General features: G+C 71.0%; 19 protein-coding genes. 10 read left to right on the forward strand and 9 right to left on the reverse strand.

Annotation, left to right across the window (positions count from 1 at the left end; all coding sequences use genetic code 11):
• Nucleotides 1-29: 29 nt before the first annotated feature.
• Both metK and ACZ5CR_RS41930 read left to right on the forward strand, forming a co-directional pair.
• Entirely contained in the window at nt 30-1241 is a 1212-nt protein-coding gene (gene metK, locus ACZ5CR_RS41925; RefSeq protein WP_468867945.1) for a methionine adenosyltransferase, read from the forward strand.
• A gap of 200 nt (nt 1242-1441) precedes the next feature.
• Nucleotides 1442-2680, forward strand: coding sequence for an acyltransferase family protein (locus ACZ5CR_RS41930; RefSeq protein WP_468867947.1), 1239 nt, complete (start codon nt 1442-1444; stop codon nt 2678-2680).
• Nucleotides 2681-2743: 63 nt separating this feature from the next.
• Here ACZ5CR_RS41930 and ACZ5CR_RS41935 read toward each other — a convergent pair whose 3' ends face one another.
• From ACZ5CR_RS41935 to ACZ5CR_RS41955, 5 genes are all read right to left on the reverse strand, one after another.
• On the reverse strand, nt 2744-3448 hold the full coding sequence (locus ACZ5CR_RS41935; RefSeq protein WP_468867949.1) for a response regulator: 705 nt from the start codon (nt 3446-3448) through the stop codon (nt 2744-2746).
• Complete coding sequence (locus ACZ5CR_RS41940; RefSeq protein WP_468867951.1) at nt 3445-4803, reverse strand: sensor histidine kinase; 1359 nt, start codon at nt 4801-4803, stop codon at nt 3445-3447. The genes ACZ5CR_RS41935 and ACZ5CR_RS41940 overlap by 4 nt, the downstream gene beginning before the upstream one ends.
• A 66-nt stretch (nt 4804-4869) precedes the next feature.
• Nucleotides 4870-6951 carry an MMPL family transporter gene (locus ACZ5CR_RS41945; protein WP_468868015.1) on the reverse strand — a complete coding sequence of 694 codons (2082 nt, stop codon included), beginning with the start codon at nt 6949-6951 and terminating at the stop codon, nt 4870-4872.
• A 259-nt stretch (nt 6952-7210) separates the two neighbouring features.
• Nucleotides 7211-7903 (reverse strand): TetR/AcrR family transcriptional regulator, encoded by a 693-nt coding sequence (locus ACZ5CR_RS41950; RefSeq protein WP_468868017.1) that lies wholly within the window; start codon nt 7901-7903, stop codon nt 7211-7213.
• A 99-nt stretch (nt 7904-8002) separates the two neighbouring features.
• Nucleotides 8003-8968, reverse strand: coding sequence for a LysR family transcriptional regulator (locus tag ACZ5CR_RS41955; RefSeq protein WP_468868019.1), 966 nt, complete (start codon nt 8966-8968; stop codon nt 8003-8005).
• A 107-nt stretch (nt 8969-9075) separates the two neighbouring features.
• Here ACZ5CR_RS41955 and ACZ5CR_RS41960 point away from each other — a divergent pair, with 107 nt between their 5' ends.
• Nucleotides 9076-9441, forward strand: coding sequence for a darcynin family protein (locus tag ACZ5CR_RS41960; RefSeq protein ID WP_468867953.1), 366 nt, complete (start codon nt 9076-9078; stop codon nt 9439-9441).
• A gap of 17 nt (nt 9442-9458) precedes the next feature.
• On the opposite strand, the gene ACZ5CR_RS41965 is transcribed toward ACZ5CR_RS41960, so the two are convergent.
• Nucleotides 9459-10208 (reverse strand): aminoacyl-tRNA hydrolase, encoded by a 750-nt coding sequence (locus ACZ5CR_RS41965; protein WP_468867958.1) that lies wholly within the window; start codon nt 10206-10208, stop codon nt 9459-9461.
• A 9-nt stretch (nt 10209-10217) separates the two neighbouring features.
• Between ACZ5CR_RS41965 and ACZ5CR_RS41970 the strand changes: the two genes are divergently transcribed.
• The gene (locus ACZ5CR_RS41970; protein ID WP_468868021.1) at nt 10218-11120 is read left to right on the forward strand and encodes an ATP-binding cassette domain-containing protein; all 903 of its coding nucleotides are present in this window, start codon (nt 10218-10220) and stop codon (nt 11118-11120) included.
• On the forward strand, nt 11117-11785 hold the full coding sequence (locus ACZ5CR_RS41975) for an ABC transporter (protein WP_468867963.1): 669 nt from the start codon (nt 11117-11119) through the stop codon (nt 11783-11785). The genes ACZ5CR_RS41970 and ACZ5CR_RS41975 overlap by 4 nt, the downstream gene beginning before the upstream one ends.
• 29 nt (nt 11786-11814) lie before the next feature.
• On the opposite strand, the gene ACZ5CR_RS41980 is transcribed toward ACZ5CR_RS41975, so the two are convergent.
• Both ACZ5CR_RS41980 and ACZ5CR_RS41985 read right to left on the reverse strand, forming a co-directional pair.
• Nucleotides 11815-11973 carry a hypothetical protein gene (locus ACZ5CR_RS41980; protein WP_468867965.1) on the reverse strand — a complete coding sequence of 53 codons (159 nt, stop codon included), beginning with the start codon at nt 11971-11973 and terminating at the stop codon, nt 11815-11817.
• Between the two features lie 10 nt (nt 11974-11983).
• On the reverse strand, nt 11984-12883 hold the full coding sequence (locus ACZ5CR_RS41985; protein ID WP_468867967.1) for a polysaccharide deacetylase family protein: 900 nt from the start codon (nt 12881-12883) through the stop codon (nt 11984-11986).
• 84 nt (nt 12884-12967) lie between these two features.
• Between ACZ5CR_RS41985 and ACZ5CR_RS41990 the strand changes: the two genes are divergently transcribed.
• Complete coding sequence (locus ACZ5CR_RS41990; protein ID WP_468867969.1) at nt 12968-13186, forward strand: hypothetical protein; 219 nt, start codon at nt 12968-12970, stop codon at nt 13184-13186.
• A 315-nt stretch (nt 13187-13501) separates the two neighbouring features.
• The gene (locus tag ACZ5CR_RS41995) at nt 13502-14140 is read left to right on the forward strand and encodes a TetR-like C-terminal domain-containing protein (protein ID WP_468867972.1); all 639 of its coding nucleotides are present in this window, start codon (nt 13502-13504) and stop codon (nt 14138-14140) included.
• Here ACZ5CR_RS41995 and ACZ5CR_RS42000 read toward each other — a convergent pair.
• Nucleotides 14097-14534, reverse strand: a complete 438-nt coding sequence (locus tag ACZ5CR_RS42000) for a YunG family protein (RefSeq protein ID WP_468867974.1) — start codon at nt 14532-14534, stop codon at nt 14097-14099. The two genes, ACZ5CR_RS41995 and ACZ5CR_RS42000, sit on opposite strands and share 44 nt — an antisense overlap.
• Nucleotides 14535-14691: 157 nt before the next feature.
• Between ACZ5CR_RS42000 and ACZ5CR_RS42005 the strand changes: the two genes are divergently transcribed.
• The 3 genes from ACZ5CR_RS42005 (at nt 14692) to sph (ending at nt 17702) form a co-directional block, all read left to right on the forward strand.
• Nucleotides 14692-15882, forward strand: coding sequence for a Cmx/CmrA family chloramphenicol efflux MFS transporter (locus ACZ5CR_RS42005; protein ID WP_468867976.1), 1191 nt, complete (start codon nt 14692-14694; stop codon nt 15880-15882).
• Nucleotides 15883-15887: 5 nt separating this feature from the next.
• A complete protein-coding gene (locus ACZ5CR_RS42010) occupies nt 15888-16490 on the forward strand; it encodes a TetR/AcrR family transcriptional regulator (protein ID WP_468867978.1) in 603 nt (200 codons plus the stop codon).
• A 189-nt stretch (nt 16491-16679) separates the two neighbouring features.
• Nucleotides 16680-17702, forward strand: coding sequence for a sphingomyelin phosphodiesterase (gene sph / locus ACZ5CR_RS42015; RefSeq protein ID WP_468867981.1), 1023 nt, complete (start codon nt 16680-16682; stop codon nt 17700-17702).
• The last annotated feature ends 129 nt before the right edge of the window (nt 17703-17831 follow it).

The following is a 17831-nucleotide window of genomic DNA, read 5'->3' on the forward strand; positions in this document are numbered from 1 at the left end:
TCGCACACCTCTCGTCTACGGAGCTCATCATGGCAAAGCGGCTGTTCACCTCCGAGTCGGTGACCGAAGGTCACCCTGACAAGATCGCCGACCGGATCAGTGACTCGATCCTCGACGCGCTCCTTGCCCAGGACCCCGCGGCGCGCGTCGCGGTCGAAACCCTGATCACCACGGGACAAGTTCACATCGCCGGTGAAGTCACCACGACCGCGTACGCCGACTTCGCGACCCTGGTGCGGGAGGCGGTCCTCGACATCGGATACGACTCATCGGCCAAGGGGTTCGACGGTGCGTCCTGCGGCGTCTCGGCTTCGATCGGCGGACAGTCGCCCGACATCGCGCAAGGAGTCGACACCGCATACGAAGCCCGCGTCGGCGGTGCAGGCGACGAGGAGCTCGACCGGCAGGGCGCCGGGGACCAGGGTCTGATGTTCGGGTACGCGAGTGACGAGACGCCGAGCCTGATGCCGCTGCCGATCGAGCTGGCGCACCGGCTCGCGTTCCGCCTCGCCGAGGTGCGCAAGGACGGTACGGTCCCCTACCTCCGCCCCGACGGAAAGACGCAGGTCACCATCGAGTACGACGGCGACAAGGCGGTCCGCCTCGACACCGTCGTCGTCTCGACCCAGCACGCCGCCGACGTAGCGCTCGACTCGCTCCTGACCCCCGACATCCGCGAGCACGTCGTCGAGCACGTACTGGGTCAACTGGGTGACGAGGGCATCAAGTTGGAGACGGAGGGCTATCGCCTGCTGGTGAACCCGACGGGCCGGTTCGAGATCGGCGGCCCGATGGGGGACGCCGGCCTCACCGGCCGCAAGATCATCATCGACACGTACGGCGGGATGGCACGGCACGGTGGCGGCGCGTTCTCCGGCAAGGACCCGTCCAAGGTCGACCGCTCGGCGGCGTACGCGATGCGCTGGGTCGCCAAGAACGTGGTCGCCGCTCGCCTTGCCGCGCGTTGCGAGGTACAGGTCGCGTACGCGATCGGCAAGGCCGAGCCGGTCGGCCTGTTCGTGGAGACCTTCGGCACCGAGACGGTGCCGGTCGACGCCATCCAGCAAGCCATCGGCGAGGTCTTCGACCTGCGCCCGGCCGCGATCATCCGCGACCTCGACCTGCTGCGCCCGATCTACGCCAAGACCGCTGCCTACGGCCACTTCGGGCGCGAACTGCCCGACTTCACCTGGGAGCGAACCGACCGCGCCGACGCCCTGAGCACCGCCGTGGGGCGGTAGTGCGCGCGGCCCTCGCAGGAACCGACCTCCGGAGGAGCCATGCACGAGGAACCAGAGGACCAACTGCACAACGGTGACCGGGCGCCGGCGCCACCACTGGGGCTCGCCGGGGTGGAGGACGAACCGGGGGAGCCGCACATCGTCCGCGGCATCGACTGAACCACGTACCGAACCTTCCGACACATCTCAGTGAGGCGACCATGGCCAAGTCCGGCAGCCTAGAGCTGGAACCACCGCCGCTGCGCAATGTCCGTTCACTCACGGGCCTGCGGTTCCTGATGTCCATCACCGTCTTCATCTCGCATCTCGCGGTGGTGATGCCGGTGCCGCACGTGAACGACGTCCTGGGGCTCGCGGGATCCGGCGGCACGTTCTTCCTTGTTCTGTCCGGGTTCGCGCTCACCTGGAGCTTCCGTGGCGACGACACCCTGCGATGGTTCCTCGGCCGCCGCATGGCGCGGATCTGGCCGACCCTTCTGATCGCCGTCGCGCTGCCGCTCGGCTTCGCCCTCGCCGCGCCCGGGACCGACGCGGGACATATGATCGGCGCGGCGCTGGCCAGCTTGTTCTTCGTGCAGGCGTGGATACCGGGGGTCGTCCTGGAGACGACCAACCCCGTGACGTGGATGCTGTCGTGCGTCGTGTTCTTCTACGTCATCTTTCTCTGGGTCGGGCGGTTCGCGCTGCGGCGCAGCCTGCGTCAGCTGGCCTGGATCGCGGTGGCGACGCTGGCGTACGGCTGGGTGCTGCGTATCGCGCTGTGGTTCGCCTACCCGCCCAGCGAGCCGCTCCAGCTCGACGACGCCGCCGGACTGACCTTCGGCATCTACTCGCCGCCCGGACGCATCCACGAGTTCCTGTTCGGCGTGCTGATGGCGGCCGCGATGCGGCGCGGCCTGCGCATCCGCTTCTCGGTCGGACAGGTGCTCGCGGTCATCGCCGTCGCGCTCGGTGTGATGTGGGCGCTGGCCGGCGCGTCGGTGCGCAGCGCGGTGCCGCACGACCCGCTTGACCTCGTCATGGCCCCGCTCTACGCCTGCCTGCTCGCCGCCTACACACAACGCGAGATCGACGGCCGTTCATCGCTGTACGCCCGTCCCGCCCTGGTGTCGCTCGGCAAGATCTCCATGGGCATCTACCTGTTCCACTTCACGGTGATCTTCACCATCGCCGCCATGGTGTACCCGGACAAGGAGATGGTGGACTTCTTCCTCGACCCGGTGACCCCGGCGAACTCGCACTGGTTGTGGGGCGCGATCGGACTCGCCATCTCGCTCGTCATCGGCTGGCTGGTGTTCCGCTACTACGAGAACCCGATCGAGCGCAGGATCCGCGCCTACCTCGACGCCCGCTCCGCGCGGGGCAAGCCCGCCGAGGCGGTCCGGCCCGAGACGCAGAAGCCGGGTCTCGTCGCCTCGTCGACCTCCGACTCCGGCTGATCCGCGCGACGCCGACGGCTGCCGGCCCCGACCCGCACTCCGCGGGCCGGGGCCGGCAGCCGTTCAGCTTCGGGTCGCGGAGTCGCCGTCCACCGCAGGCCGTACCAGACCCGACTCGTAGGCCAGGATGACCAGTTGGGCGCGATCGCGCGCTTCAAGCTTCCCCATCATCCGGCTGACGTGGGTCTTGACGGTCAGTGGGCTCACTCCCAGCGACTCGGCGATCCCCGTGTTGTTCAGACCGCGGGCCACCAGGACGAGGACCTCGCGCTCGCGGTCGGTGAGCGTGGCGAGCCGGGCGGGAGGCGCGGAGCCCGTCTCACCCGTGTCGTGCACGCGCAGCACCTGCGCGATCAGGCGTGCGGTCGGACCCGGTGAGAGCAGGGCCTCTCCGATGGCCACCGTGCGGATGGCATCGAGGAGTTCGGCGGGCCGGGTGTCCTTGACGAGGAAGCCGGACGCGCCGGCCCGCAGCGCATCGACGATGTGCTCGTCGGTGTCGTACGTCGTCAACATCAGTACCTTGACGCCGGCGAGGTCCTCGTCGGCGGCGAGCAGGCGGGTCGCCTCGATGCCGTCGATGTCCGGCATGCGTACGTCCATCACGACGAGGTCGGCCCGCGTGGTGCGTGCCAGTTCCACGGCCGACCGTCCGCATCCCGCCTCGCCCACGACCTCCATGTCCGAGGCCGATGACACGAGCATCGCGAAGGCTGCCCGTACGAGCGTCTGGTCATCGGCGAGCAGTACGCGGATGGGAACGGTCATCGACTTCCTCTTTCTGTACTGGATCCGCCCATCGCGGCGGTGGCGGGCGCCAGCGTCGCGGCGGCCGTCGGTAGCACGGGCGGAACCTTGGACCTGGACTTCTTGCGGGCTCTGCCGTACTCGGCGGCTCCGCGCACCTCGGTGTCCTGGACGGCCGGCCCCGGCCGCCCGACCGCCCCGGTCAGCGGCAGCGTCGCGCGGACCGCGAACGCGTTGTCGGTGTCCGGCCCGGCCAGCAGTGTGCCGCCCACGCTGCGCGCCTGTTCCCGAAGACCGATGAGGCCGAACCCGGGAGACGGCGTCGAGGCGGGGAGCGGCCGGGCGGAGCGGTTCGTCACCTCGATGTGCAGGGCTTCGGCGGCCTCGCGCACCGAGACACGGATCGCGGGGCGCGGGCCGCCGTGGCGCACCGCGTTGGTCAGGGCCTCCTGGACGATGCGGTAGGCGGCGGCGCCCACGGCGGGCGGTGCCTCCAGCGTCTCGTCCGCCTCCAGGGTCACCGGAGCGCCGGACGCACGCGCGGTGGCCACCAGGCCGGGCAGGGCGCCCAGGTCGGGCAGCGGGTCGCGGCCGTTGTCCGGCCCGTACCGCAAGACCTCAAGGGCCGCGCGCAGTTCGAGCCGCGCCGAGCGGCAGGTCTCCGCGATGTCCTCCAGGATTTGCGCGACGGCAGTGCGGTCCAAGCGCTGCGGGTCCGCGTCCAGGACGTGCGCGGCGACAGAGGTGCGCACACCGACGAGCGTGATGCTGTGGGCCAGCAGATCGTGCAGATCCCTGGCGATGCGCAGCCGTTCCTCCGCGACCCGGCGGCGCACCTCCTCCTCGCGGGAGCGTTCGGCGCGTTCGGCGCGTTCCACGGCGGCGGCGACATTCTGCTGGTGGTAGCGCACGCAGATACCGAAGGCCACGAACGCGACGATCCAGCCGGAGACGCGCAGGGCCTCGGCGCCCTCGGTGAGGCCCTGCGCGAACTTGACCGCAAGTACCAGACCGACGACGCCGACCCCTGCCAGGAGAGAGCGCACCACGGGCTGTGTGACGGCAAAGGTGTACAGGGCGAGCATGGAGAGGGCCATCAGGGCGACGTGGTGGTAGTCGAGCGCGTGGTACGGGACGAGGAAGGCGATCAGCACCAGGAACGAACGCATCGGCGCGGTGCGCCGCCACACCATGGGAATGTGCGACGCCACCAGCAGCGTCCAGCCCAGCGCGTCCGGGGTGCGGCCCTGGCCATGGGTGAACTGCGCGACGGCGAGAGCGCTCAGGGCCAGGAGCGCGGACAACATCAGATCGCTGCGCAGGATCTGCCGTGGTGTCGGGGCGCTCGGGTCCGGGCGCCGTATCGAGATGCTCACATCCACACCGTCCGTCCGGGGGGTGTCGTACGGGCGCCCCCGGAATCCAGGGGCGCCCGCGGTCGGTCACAAGGTGGGGGACAGGTCCCGTTCCCGTTCGGTGGGCGGCATCACCGGGGTCTTGGACAACGGCCCGGGCCACCACACCCTGCGGCCCAGGGCCACGCTCGCGCTCGTCACCAGGTACGTGCGCACCAGGAACGTGTCGAGCAGTACGCCGACAGCGATGACGAAGCCCAGTTCGACGAGTTGGACCATGGGCATGGCGGTCAGGACGGCGAACGTCGCGGCGAGGACGAGGCCCGCGGAGGCAATGACGCCGCCGGTCGTGCGCAGTGCGGTGAGCGCGGCCGTGCCGGGGTCGGATCCGTTCAGGCACTCCTCACGCATCCGGTGCATCAGGAAGATGCCGTAGTCCACACCGAGCGCGACCAGGAAGACGAAGGAGAGCAGGGGCAGCGCCGGGTCGGTCCCTCCGAAGCCGAGTAGCGGTTCGAAGACGAGGCCCGCGATGCCCAGCGAGGCACCCCATACGGCGACGACCGCGGCGAGGAGGATCAGCGGCGCGACGAGGCTGCGCAGCAGGGCGATCAGGATGAGCAGGACGGCGAGCAGGACGATCGGTACGACGATGACGCGGTCGCGGTTGTTGGTCTCCTTCAGGTCCAGCTGCTCGGCGCTGGGGCCGCCGACATAGGCCTCCTGATCGTCGAGCGCGGACCGCATCGCCTTGATCGTGGCGCTCTCGCCCGGTGTCTGTGGAACCGAGGCGGTGACGACGGAGATCTCGGTCCAGCCTTCGCCGCTGCGGCCTTGTTCCGCGCTGCGCACGCCGGACACGTCGCGCACGGTGCCGAGCACCTTGTCCACCTGATCGGTCGGCGCGCTGACGACGACGGGTTCGGTGCCGCGCTCGGGGAAGGCCGAGGCGAGGGTCTGCATCGCGGCGACCGAGTCGGGCTTCTTGGTGAAGGAGTCCTCCTGCTTCAGCGCCTCGGGCAGGTTGAAGGCGCCCAGGGCGAGCACGCCCAGTACCGCGGCACCGCTCAGGAGAACGGTCATCGGCCGTCGTCCCGCCGAGCTGCCCATCGCGGCGAACAGGGAGCGGCGGACCTTCGGCTGCGACCCGTACGCGGGTACCGAGGGCCAGAACACGCGCCGGCCCAACAGGACGAGGACGGCGGGCAGCAGCGTCATCATGGCGCCGAGGGCGCACAGCACTCCGAGAGCGCCGAGCGGGCCCATGCCGCGGCTGCTGCCCAGGTCGGCGAAGAGCAGGCACATCAGGCCGACGGCGACGGTCCCGGACGAGGCGACCACGGCGGGTCCGCAGCCGCGCAACGCGGCCCGCATCGCGTCGTACGGGTGCTCGATGCGGCGTAGTTCCTCTCGGTACCGGGCCACGATGAGCAGCGCGTAGTCGGTGCCGGCGCCGAACACGAGGATGGTCATGACGCTGGAACTCTGGCTGCTGATGGTCGTGTCGAAGAGCTGGTTGAGGCCGTAGGCGGCGCCCATCGACATGAAGTCGGCGATGCCCGCGACGACGAGCGGGACCAGCCACAGGAAGGGGCTGCGGTAGATGAGGATGAGCAGGATCGCCACGACGGCGACCGTGGTGTAGAGCACGGGCCCGCCCACGGAGCCGTACATCTCGCGAGCGTCGGTGGAAATGGCGTCGGGCCCGCCGACCTTCACCGTCATGTCGTTCTCGCCGCGGGCGATGTCCCGTACGTCGGCGACGAACGCGTCGCGCTTCTCGTCGTCCTGACCGGGTGCGGTCGTGCTGACGGGGAACATCATGGTGGTGTTGTCCTGCGAGGCCACGGACTTGGGTGCGTCCGTCAGCCGGAAGTCTTCGTCGATCCGGGCCATCTGCTTCGCGGCCGTGGCTCTGTCGGCCTCGGTGAGGGACCCGTCCCGGTGGTAGACCACGACGATCGACGTGGCCTCACCGCCCGGCATTCTGTCCTGGATCTTGGCGACCTGTGTGGAATCGGCGCTGGCCGGAAGGTAGTCGACCGCGCGGTTCTCCTGGACGTCACCGAGTTTCGTCGCGAAGGGGGCGACGAAGGCGAGCAGGGCGATCCACAGCCCGAGTATTGCCCAGGGCAGAGCCAATCGTCGTCTGCCACTCCGATGCTCCATGTCTGCCACAGGGCCCTCCCTTGAGGTCAATGTTCGTTAGCTATCAATCTTAATCAGCAGGCTTCAGTCTCGCGGGGGGATCGGAGCAATTCCTCAGACCGCAGGGGGAGGTGAGGCGTACTCCCCGGGGAGACGGCGAAGGGCGCGTACTCCCGTGGGAGTACGCGCCCTTCGCCGTGCAGGAGCGTCAAAGCGGTCTGCCGAGCCTGTGGGGAGGCAGGTGTCGGCCGCGCCGCGATGAGGGGACTCGGCGGGCCCCTCAGGGGAGTTGAGGCACCAGTGACGGGTCCGTCGCCGCCGCGCGCAGCCGTGTCGTGACGGCGACGCCCGCCCTGCGGTAGGCCTCGGGCTCGTCGTGCAGCACCGACTGCGCGTTCGCTCTCTCCATGAAGGCGATCAGCTCGGAGGCGAGCTGGGGGACGTCGGTGTCCGGGTGCAGCTCGCCGGTGTCGCGGGCCTCGGCGACGCACGTCTCCATCTGGCCGGTCCAGTCGCGGTCGGCGCGGACCAGCGCGTCGTGCACCGCGCCCTCGCGGGCGTCGAACTCGGCGATCACCCCGTAGAAGAAGCAGCCGCCGGGGAAGACCCGCTGTTGCGAGTAGTCGAGCCAGCACGCGCACAGCCGCGAAAGACGGCCGAGGCCGGGCGGGTCCTGCCGGGCCGGTTCCACCACCGTGTCCAGGTAGATGCGGCCCGCCGCGCGGATGGTCGCGAGCTGCAGCTCCTCCTTGGAGCCGAAGAGCGCGAAGACCCCGCTCTTGCTGAGCTTCAGCTCGGTGGCGATCCGGCCGACCGAGAGCGCGTCCAGGCCCTCGACCGAGGCGATGTCGACCGTGCGGCGCAGGACGAGGCGCCGGGTCTGGTTGCCGCGCTCCACGCGGCCGTCGAGCTTGGTGCCCGCCGCGCCCTCTCCCGCCTGCGCGCCGTCGCTCACGCCGAGCCCGTTCGCCATGCCGGTCCCGCTCGCCATGCCGGTCTCCTCAGCGCCGATGCGTCGTGCGTTTGTCGAGGTACATCCTCTCTCGTCACGCCGGGCCTGTGGGTGCGTACGTCAGACGGCCGGGCTCCGGGGCGCGACGAGCGTCCGGCGGACGGTGTCGCGGAGCCAGCGGTGGCCTCCGTCGGCTGCCTGGCGGGGGTGCCATGCCATGCCGATGGATACGGGCGGCAGGGGCAGGGGGATGTCGAGGAGGTGCAGGCCGAGGGCGGTGGCCGGGTCGGTGAGGGGGGAGGGGGTGGCGCCGGGGAGCGCGGTGGGGACGAGGCAGACGATGTCGCTTGCGGCGGCGAGGGCCATCGCGGCCATGTGGCTGGGGAGGACGACGCCGACCCGCCGCTGGAGGTTCAGCTCGGCGAGGGCGGTGTCCAGGGGGCCCTTGAAACGGCCGCGGCGGCTCACCACGACGTGCTCGGCTCCGGCGAGCCGCTCCGGGGTCAACGTCCCTTCGGTGAGCGGGTGTCCGGGGCGGACGGCCGCCGCCATCCGGAGGGTGGCGAGTTCCTCGACCCGGGTCTCGGGATCGACGTGGTCGATGGATCCGACCTCCAGGTCGATCCGGCCGTCGCGGAGAGCCGGTCCGGCTTCCAGATCCTCGGCACGGAACCGCAGCGAGACCCCTGGCGCCTCCTGGTGGGCCAGCCGCAGCAGCCCGGGGGCCAGCGCCGCGCCGATCAGGTCGGCCGCCTGGAGGGTGAAGGTGCCGCGCAGCGACGCGGGGTCGACCCCGGCGCCGGGAGCGAGCAGCGCCCCGAGCCGGTGCACCAGCGTGGCGACCTCGTCGCGCAGGGCCTGGGCGCGGGGAGTGGGGACCATCGTCTGCCCGGCCCGGACCAGGAGGGGGTCCTGGAGTACGCGCCTCAGGCGGGCGAGCGTACGGCTCATGGCGGCGGGGGACGTGCGCAGCCGCGCGGCGGCGCGGGTGACGCTCTGCTCGGCCAGCAGAGCGTCGAGCGCGACGGCGAGATTGGCGTCGATGACGGGCTCTGAGGGCTCTGGACTGCTGCTCACGGGAGTAATTCCATTTCAGGCAATGATCCGTTGCTGAAGTTCCCATTGTGGCAACACCTTGGTCCTCCACAAGATGAGGGACGTACTGATCCATAGACGCCCAGGAGGCACCTGCCATGTCCGCCGAGAACACCGCACCCCCGGTCACCGCTTTCATGCTCATCAAGACCACACCTGAGTGGCTCGCGATGACCGTTCAGGAGCGGGTGGACGCTTTCTCCACCCAGGTCATCCCCGCGATCAAGGCGAAGACGACCGGCGTCCGGTCACGCTTCTACGACACGGAGTTCTACTCCACCCGCGTCACCGACGTGTGGGTCTGGGAGGCCGACGACCACGAGGCCTACCAGCTCCTCATCGACGCACTGCGCGAAACCCCGTTCTGGGACCGCTACTTCGAGATCATCGATCTCCTCGTCGGCACCGAGAACGGCTACGCCCGTACCTACGGCCTCGCCCCCGTGGCCACCGTCACCACCTGAGAGCGGGGCGAGGCGGATCAGCGCAGGGCGGGGTGGTCGGCGACCACGGTGCAGGAACCGGGCGCGATCTCCGTGAAGCCCGCGTCCCGCACCACCGGCAGGCCGCTCGCCACGAGTTCGCGCCAGAGCGCGGCGTCCGGGGTGCGGACGGAGAGCGGGAAGCCGGCGTCCCGCCAGGCCGCGCGCTCCTCGTCCGACAGCTCCCACCAGGCCAGTTGGGCGCCGTGCCCCGCCTGCGCCATCGCCTTGCCCGCCGACATCTCGACGTCGGGGCTCATCCACAGGACCGGCGAGGCCGCGTCCGGCGGCGGCACGGCTTCCGGATCGTCCAGGTCCGTGCCCGAGACCTGGAGCCGCGCCAGATCCTTGGGCCAGCCGTCCAGCGGCACCGGCGGGAAGACGCGGACTTCCGCCGACTTGCCCGTGACCGTGATGCCCGGCAGCGCCTCGGCCCGCCGCCACTCGGCCCCGCGGGCCCGCCGCACCACCTTGCGGATCCGGGCGTCCTGCCAGTCCCGCATGGCCTGCGCCCACTCGCCGTCACCGACGGACCGCTCGTCGCCGAGCATGACGAGCACCGCGCGGGCCGCCGTCTCCAGGGCGTCCGTACGGTGCGGAGGCTCGGCGCGCTCGATGCGCGCCACCAGAGGCAGTACGAACTGCGGTGCCTCGTCGCGCGTCGTCTGCTCCACGCGGAAGGGGCTGTCCTGGGGGTCTGGGGCCTCCTGCGGCCGGGTGTTCCCGGCGGAGGTCTGGTCGCTGCTCACGGCCCCAGTCTGCCAGTCCGCCAGGCGGAAGATCGGGTCGGTCAGGGGCTTCGCTTGATGGCCGGGATCGACGCCCCGACCGAGGGCCGCGTCGCCGGACGGCCGCGCACGGCGTACGTCCCCGAACGCTTCCCGGCGGCGCTGCCGTTCACGGCCGCCGGATATCTCACGCACCTGGGCCGCATCCACGGCCTGGCGAAGGGCGCGGCAGCGCGCGGCGCGGCGGAGTGGCTGGAGCGCTTCGGTGCCGGGAACCACGCGGGTACGCCCCTGTCGGAGCTGTCCAAGGGGAGCAGCCAGAAGGTCGCCGTGGCCCAGGCGCTCCTCGCGGAACCCGAGCTGCTCGTCCTCGACGAGGCGTGGACGGGCCTGGACGCCGAGGCCCGCGACGAACTCGACCGCGCGGTCGCCGAGCGGGTCGCGGCGGGTGGCACCGTCGTCTTCGTGGACCACAACCCCCGGCGGCTCCTGGGCGCGGTGGACATGACGTACGCGGTGGTCGGCTCGGCGGTGAACGCCCTCACGCAGGAGGGCACTTCGCGGGAAGGCGCAGCTACTGCCACGGGAGACCCTTCGGTCGTGATCGAGGCACAGGGCCCTCCGGGTGCCGCACCGCCTTCTCTGCCGGGTGCCGTCACCGGACACTCCCCGGAGGGGGCGCTGCGGCTGAGGGGGGCGGCGACGCACTCGGACGTCGCCTTGCGCGCACTGCTGACGGCGCGTCCACCGTGGCATGTGGTGTCGGTGACGGGGCCAGTGGCGGGGTCTGTGTCTGCGGGGCCGTCTGTGGCGTCGGGATCCGTTCCGGGGTCCGCGTCCGCAGGGCCCTCCGTGGCATCGGGATCCGTCCCCGAGCCCGCGTCCGCCGAGTCCTCCGCCGAGCCCACGGCCAGCGAGGTGCGTGACCGGTGAACGCCCTGCTCCGCTACCAGTCCGCTCTCCTCCTGCGCTCCCAGCGCTGGCTCGCCCCCGTCATTCTGTACGCCGCGTTCCTCGCGATCGGCGTACAGAGCGGGCAGCCGATTCTCGACTCCCTCGCGTACGGGGCCGCCGCGCTGCTGCCCGTCGCCGCCTGGCTCGTGCGGATCTGCGCCACCAACGAGCCGCCCGCTGCCCGCAGTTGCGTGGCGGCGGCGGTCGGTCCCCTGCGGGCGCAGCTGGCCAGTCCGCTCTCCGCCTTCCTCGCGACGGCCGTGCTCGGCGCCGTCGCCACCGTTGTCGTCGCGGTGATCAGTGACCCGGCGAGCACAGATCACCGGACGGCTGTGAACCGGCTCGCGGCGAGCGGCGCCGGGCTGCTCGCGATGCTGGTGAGCGCGTTCCTGGGCACCGCCATTGGCGCCGTCACCAGCCCGCCGCTGGTGCGCTCGCCGGGGCGGGCGATCCCGGTGATGCTGCTCGCCTCGCTGCTCGCCCTGGTGACCGCGGGCTCTCCCGCGAAAGCGGTCCTGACCGGGCTCGTCACGGGGTCGCGGGACGGGGTGGTGCCGGTGCAGCCGCTGTCGGCCGCGGTGGCAGGGCTGCTCGCGGTGGCGGCGGTGTGGGTGGCCGGAGCGACGGCTTCGCGTCGGGGCTGAGTGCCCCGAAGCGCGGGACCCCGGGTGGCTCAGCCCGAGCAGGCCGTGCGCTGTGCCTCGTGCCACTCGCACACGGGGCACAGCGTCACGCCCTTGTGCGTCTCCGGGTACTCGGTGGGCTCGCGGCACAGCACGCACTCGGCGAACGGGCCCTCGGCGGTGTCTGCGGTCTCTGCGGTGTCGACCATGTGGGCCAGGCTATCCGCGCTGTCCGTGCGGTCCGCGTGCGCCCGCCGCCCGGATCTGCTCCGACACCCGGACGAACCGGAAGCCGCGCTCGCGCAGCTTCGGGACGATCTTCCGCAGGGCGCGCTCCGTCGTGGGAGCCGCGCTGCGCGTGCAGTGCATGACGACGACCGAGCCGGGACGCACCCCGTCGAGCACCTGCCTGGCCACCGCGTCGGCGTCCGTCGCGAACGCGTCGCCGCTCACCACGTCCCACTGCACGGCCGTGACCCCGCCGGGAGCCAGTGCGCGCAGGGCCCGCTTGTCGTAACAGCCCCCGGGGAAACGGAAGTACGGCACCTGGTGCTCGACGCCCGCCTCGCGGAAGGCGGCGAAGGCGCGCTCCATGTCGGCGCGCATGCCGGAGGCGGGGACGGTCGGCAGCCCGTAGCAGCGCTTGGTGAAGGCGTAATGGCTGTACGAGTGGTTGGCGACCTCGAAGAGCGGGTCCCGTCCGATGTCCTTGGCCTGCGCCGGATACTCCTCGGCCCACCGTCCCGTCATGAAGAACGTCGCCGGTACCTTCAGCCGGCGCAATGCCGCCACCAGCGCCGGATGGTCGAAGCGCTCACCGGACGCGGCGCGGCGGCCCTGATCGGCGGTCATGTCGGCGTCGAAGGTGAGGGCGACGGTGGGGGCGGCGGATGCCGGGGTGCGGGGGGCGTTCTTGAAGACCGGGGTGAGGCCGGCGGGGCCGGGGGCGAGCGTCGCGGGGCGGGGCGGAGCGCTCGCCGTGGCACGCGCCGCTGCCTCGTCGCGGCTGCCCGGAGCCGGGTCCGAGCCGCAGGCTGCGAGTGCGGTGAGGGTCAGGGCGGTCAGGGCGCAGGTGGCGGCCAGTCTCTGTGCGGTCAGTCTCCGTGCCAGGGTGATCATGTGGCGAACGTATCGGCACAAAAAGGATTAAATGCTGAAGGCTGAGCCACACTGCCCCGGACGGCCGAACCGTCGAGCCGCGGGGTGGGTCTTGCGGGCGCGGGCGCGGGCGTGGACACGGGCGTGGACACGGGCGTGGACACGGACGCGAGCGGCGCCTGCCGGTCAGCCGCTTCGAGCGGCAATGTCGGCAGGCGCCCGGTCGTGGGCGAGGCTGAAGTCGAGGCCGAGGCCGAGGTCGAGGTCGGGGCCGAGTACGCCGTCGGTCCGCGCCCTCGCGATCAGGGCCTCGCCTCGCTCTAGGCCGGTCCCGCCGTGAGCGCGACCCCGGTCGACGCCATCGCCATCACCATCGGCGCCGCCATTGTCATCACGCCGAGCGGCGAGGCGAACTTCCCTGTGAGCGGCCCTCGCTCGCCTGGTGCGACGTACGCACCCTTCCAATGCCCCTTCATTCACAACCCCCGAAATCGTGGTCCAAAGAGTCATCCTTAATGCGTGCCTGCACGCATTAAGGTGGGCTCACGTTAGCGAGTGACGGGCCCATGGCGCAATGCGAGATCCGCCCGGATCGACCGCGGCAGGGTTCAAGATCCAGTGCCCAGTAGATTGGCGCCGATGACTGAGCGACCACCACCCGGCTCGGCCCGTCCCGGCGGGCGGACGGCCCGCACCCGTGCGGCCGTCCTCGCGGCAGCCCTGGACGAGCTCGACGCGGCCGGGTTCGAGGCGCTCACGCTGGACAAGCTGGCCGCGCGCTCAGGCATCCACGTGTCGACGATCCGCCGCCGCTGGCGCACCGTCGAGGGTGTCGTCGTCGACCTGGTGGCCCAGCGCAGCGCGACGATCCCCACCCCCGACTCCGGCGACTTCCGCCAGGACCTGCACGAACTGGCCCGGGCCATCGCCGACTTCCAGACCGCACCCCGCAACTACAACCTCACCGAGGGCATCGTGGCAGCGGCCGCGCACGACGCGCGCATCGCCGACATCGTCCGCGGCGCCTTCACCGCGCGCACCGAGCACGTCACACGGCTCGTGCGCCGTGCCGTCGACCGCGGCGAACTCCCCCCGGACGTCCGACCGACCGAAGTCATCGCGGCCCTGAGCGCGCCCTTCTACTACCGCCTCCTCATCCTCCGCGGCGCCATCGACGAACGCCTGGTCCACACGAGCGCCGAAGCCGCCTTCCACGCGGCATACGCCGGAGTGTTCAACGCGGCGCAGTCACCGCCGTCAGCGACGCCGCCTCGGTGAACCGCTGCCGCAGCAGCTCGTACTCCTCCTGACGGCGCGACAGTCGACCCGGCGGGCGCACCACGGAGCGCGGCACCGTGACCCGCTGGCCGAGCAGGAACTGCTCCCGGGTCAGGTCCAGTTCGCCCCCGCTCGCGAGGCGGTTCCACCAGTGGTGGCCCTGCTGCTCTCCGTCGACCGACCACACCTCGCCGACCAGCAACTCGCCGCCGAACAAGTCGTGCACGAGGACCGTCGTGATGTCGCAGTGCCCCCATGCAGGGTTCTCGCTGGTCCACGGGGAGCGGTCGGCGTCGTCGGGCGAGCAGGTGTCGGCGGACCACGCGACGCGCAGCGCCGCGTCGATACCGGTCAGAGTCAGCGGATTCGCACCGGTCAGGTGCAGCGGATTCATGACGATCAGAATGGCACCCGCCACTGACAACGGCGCTTGGGCGCACCCCCGCGACGGCCATTTTGGAGCGATCGATTCATAATGTGCTAGCGTCCTGATCATCGATTTTGGAGCGAGTGCTTCAAAAGGTAAGTCGCGATCGGAAGGATGTATGTCAATGCCGCCTGCGGTGTACATAGTGGGGCTCGGCATCTTCACTCAGGGGACCTCGGAGTTCATGCTGTCCGGCCTGTTGCCCGGCATGGCCGCCGACCTGGGGGTATCGATCCCGGACGCGGGGCTGCTGATCTCGGCCTTCGCGATCGGCATGGTCGTCGGCGCGCCGCTGCTCGCGGTGGCCACCCTGAGCTGGCCCCGGCGGACCGCCCTCGTCTCGCTCCAGGCGGCCTTCGTCGTCGCCCACATCATCGGCGCGCTCGCGCCCGGCTACGGAGTCCTCTTCGTCACCCGCGTGGTCAGCGCCCTCGCGTACGCCGGGTACTGGGGCGTGGCCGTGGCCACCGCGGTCGCCCTCGTGCCGCCGGCGGCCAAGGGCAAGGCGGTCGCCGTAGTGGCGGGCGGTCTGACCCTCGCCACGGTCGTCGGCGTGCCGGCCGGCACCGTCCTGAGCCAGTACTCCAGCTGGCGCGCAGCGTTCTGGGCGGTGGCCGCGGCCACCGTGGTGAGCCTGGTGTGCACGCTGCTCGTGGTCCCGGGTGGCCGGGGCGAAACCGGGAGCACGTCCGCTAGGGCCGAGCTGCGCGGCATGGCGCGGCCTCAGCTCTGGCTCTCGTACGCCATCACCGCCTTCGCCTTCGGCGCGGTCATCGTCACCTTCAGCTATCTCGCGCCCCTGCTGACCGAGGTGAGCGGAGTGTCCGAGGGGTGGGTGCCCGCGGTCCTCGCCCTGTTCGGCGTCGGCGGAATGGTGGGCCTGGTCATCGGCGGGCGCACGGCCGAAGCGCGTCCCCTGTGGACCCTCGGCCTCGGGCTCGGCGCGCTCGCCCTCTTCTCCGCGCTGCTCGCGCTGACGGCCGGTTCCACCGTCGTCGTGATCGCGCTGGTCTTTCTGCTCGGCCTCGTCGGGTACGTGACCAACCCGGCACTCCAGTCACGGGTGTTCACCCTCGCCCCGGCGGCCCCGACGTTGGTCGGAGCCACCAATACGGCCGCGTTCAACGTCGGCAACACCCTGGCCCCGCTCCTCGGCGGCCTGACCATCGACGCCGGACTCGGCTACGCCTCCGTGGCCTGGGTCGGCGCCGCGCTCGCCACCGCCGGAGCGGTGGCCGTGCTCTGGGCGGCACGGCTCCAGCGGGCGGAGCGGGACCACGCGTTTTGTACGCGTATTCCAAAACCCGTACTGTGAGGACCATGGCCAGGCCACGAGAGTTCGACGAGGACCGTGTCATCACCGCGGCCATGGAGACGTTCTGGCGTCACGGCTACGAGGGCACATCGACGCGCGCGCTGTGCGAAAGCACCGGGCTCGGGCCCTCCAGCCTCTACAACACCTTCGGCGGCAAGCGTCAGCTCTATCTGCGCGCCCTGCGGCGTTACTACGACACCATCACCGCCGAGCAGATCGAGATCCTGCGCGGCGAAGGACCGGCGAAACAGCGGCTGCGGGACATGATGGTCCACGCAGTGGACGCCGATCTCGACGAGGCGGACGGGCGCGGCTGCTTCGCGATCAACGCGGCCGTCGAGATCGCCGGGCTCGACCCGGAGGTCAAGGACGCGGTGCGGCGCAACTTCGACCGGGTGGAGCAGGAGCTGCGCGCGGTCGTGACGACCGGCAGGCGCACGGGTGAGCTCCGCTCCCCGGCCGACGCAGGGGCCGACGTGGAGGCCGACTCCGGAGCCGTCGCGCGCCGGGTGCAGAGCACGTACTACGGCCTGCGCGTCCTCGCCCGTGTCCAGGACGACCGACAGGCACTCCTGGACACGGTCGACAGCACACTCGCCGATCTCTGACGGCTCGCACAGACCAGCTCGCACAGACCAGCTCGCCCAGGACGGCCCACACAGACCAGCCCACACAGACCAGCCCACACAAAAACGTCATGCACATGCCGCAGGATCTTTGTTCACGCGACGTATCCCCAGAAGTAATCGCGGCTGATTGGATATGCGGCGCCACACCCCCCACTCTCAGGAGACCAAGTGCCGCACCCAGCGCTGCGCAGGACTCACGCCGCCGCGATCACCACGGTGCTCGCCGCGGCCACGCTCGTCGCCGTCGCTCCGTCCGCGACCGCCGCCGACGCGCCTGCCGCCTCTGTCGACACTCCCGCGACTTCAGCGACTTCAGCCACTCCCGCACTCAAGGTGCTCTCATACAACGCGTTTCTCATGAGCAAGAACCTTTACCCGAACTGGGGCCAGGACCACCGCGCCAAGGCGATACCGGCTGCGGACTTCTTCCAGGGCAAGGACGTGATCGTCCTCCAGGAGGCCTTCGACAACTCCTCGTCCGACGCGCTGAAGGCCAACGCCGCGGACCGCTACCCGCACCAGACCCCCGTCATGGGCCGGAGCAAGGACGGCTGGGACGCCACCGGCGGCGCCTACTCCTCGGTGACCCCGGAGGACGGCGGAGTGACCGTCCTGAGCAAGTGGCCGATCCAGCGCAAGGAGCAGTACGTCTACAAGGAGGCCTGCGGCTCCGACTCGTACTCCAACAAGGGCTTCGTCTATGCCCAGTTGAACGTCAACGGCAAGAAGGTGCACGTCGTCGGCACCCACACCCAGTCCACCGACCCGGGCTGCGGCTCCGGTGAGGCGGCCGCGACCCGCTCCTCGCAGCTCAAGGAGATGGACGCCTTCCTGGACGCCAAGAACATCCCGGCGGACGAACAGGTTCTCGTGGCGGGCGACTTCAACGTCGACTCCCACAGCGGCGAGTACGCCTCGATGCTCGCCGACGGCGGCTTCGCCCCCGCCGACGGCCGTACGGGGCACCCGTACTCCTTCGACACCCGGGACAACTCCATCGCCTCCGAGCGCTACCCGGACGACCCCCGCGAGGACCTGGACTACGTCCTGCACCGCAAGGGCAACGCCCGCCCCGCCACCTGGCACAACGAGGTGGTCAAGGAGCAGAGCGCGCCCTGGACGGTCTCCAGTTGGGGCAAGAAGTACACCTACACCAACCTGTCCGACCACTATCCGCTGATCGGTTCCTAGCGGCCGCGGGCGGACCCACGGCGGGACCCACGGCGGGACCCGGGGGGGGGGGGGGGGGGGGGGGGGGGGGGGGGGGGGGCGGGGGGGCGGGGCGGGGGGCGGGGGCGGGGGGGGGGGGGTGGGGAGGGG

It is taken from the genome of Streptomyces sp. NPDC031274 (assembly GCF_055570235.1).

Coding starts and splice junctions, on each gene's coding strand:
- metK (WP_468867945.1), top strand. CDS start 30: ATGGCAAAGCGGCTGTTCACCTCCGAGTCGGTGACCGAAGGTCACCCT.
- ACZ5CR_RS41930 (WP_468867947.1), top strand. CDS start 1,442: ATGGCCAAGTCCGGCAGCCTAGAGCTGGAACCACCGCCGCTGCGCAAT.
- ACZ5CR_RS41935 (WP_468867949.1), bottom strand. CDS start 3,448: ATGACCGTTCCCATCCGCGTACTGCTCGCCGATGACCAGACGCTCGTA.
- ACZ5CR_RS41945 (WP_468868015.1), bottom strand. CDS start 6,951: ATGGAGCATCGGAGTGGCAGACGACGATTGGCTCTGCCCTGGGCAATA.
- ACZ5CR_RS41950 (WP_468868017.1), bottom strand. CDS start 7,903: ATGGCGAACGGGCTCGGCGTGAGCGACGGCGCGCAGGCGGGAGAGGGC.
- ACZ5CR_RS41960 (WP_468867953.1), top strand. CDS start 9,076: ATGTCCGCCGAGAACACCGCACCCCCGGTCACCGCTTTCATGCTCATC.
- ACZ5CR_RS41980 (WP_468867965.1), bottom strand. CDS start 11,973: ATGGTCGACACCGCAGAGACCGCAGACACCGCCGAGGGCCCGTTCGCC.
- ACZ5CR_RS41985 (WP_468867967.1), bottom strand. CDS start 12,883: ATGATCACCCTGGCACGGAGACTGACCGCACAGAGACTGGCCGCCACC.
- ACZ5CR_RS41995 (WP_468867972.1), top strand. CDS start 13,502: ATGACTGAGCGACCACCACCCGGCTCGGCCCGTCCCGGCGGGCGGACG.
- ACZ5CR_RS42000 (WP_468867974.1), bottom strand. CDS start 14,534: ATGAATCCGCTGCACCTGACCGGTGCGAATCCGCTGACTCTGACCGGT.
- ACZ5CR_RS42005 (WP_468867976.1), top strand. CDS start 14,692: ATGCCGCCTGCGGTGTACATAGTGGGGCTCGGCATCTTCACTCAGGGG.
- ACZ5CR_RS42010 (WP_468867978.1), top strand. CDS start 15,888: ATGGCCAGGCCACGAGAGTTCGACGAGGACCGTGTCATCACCGCGGCC.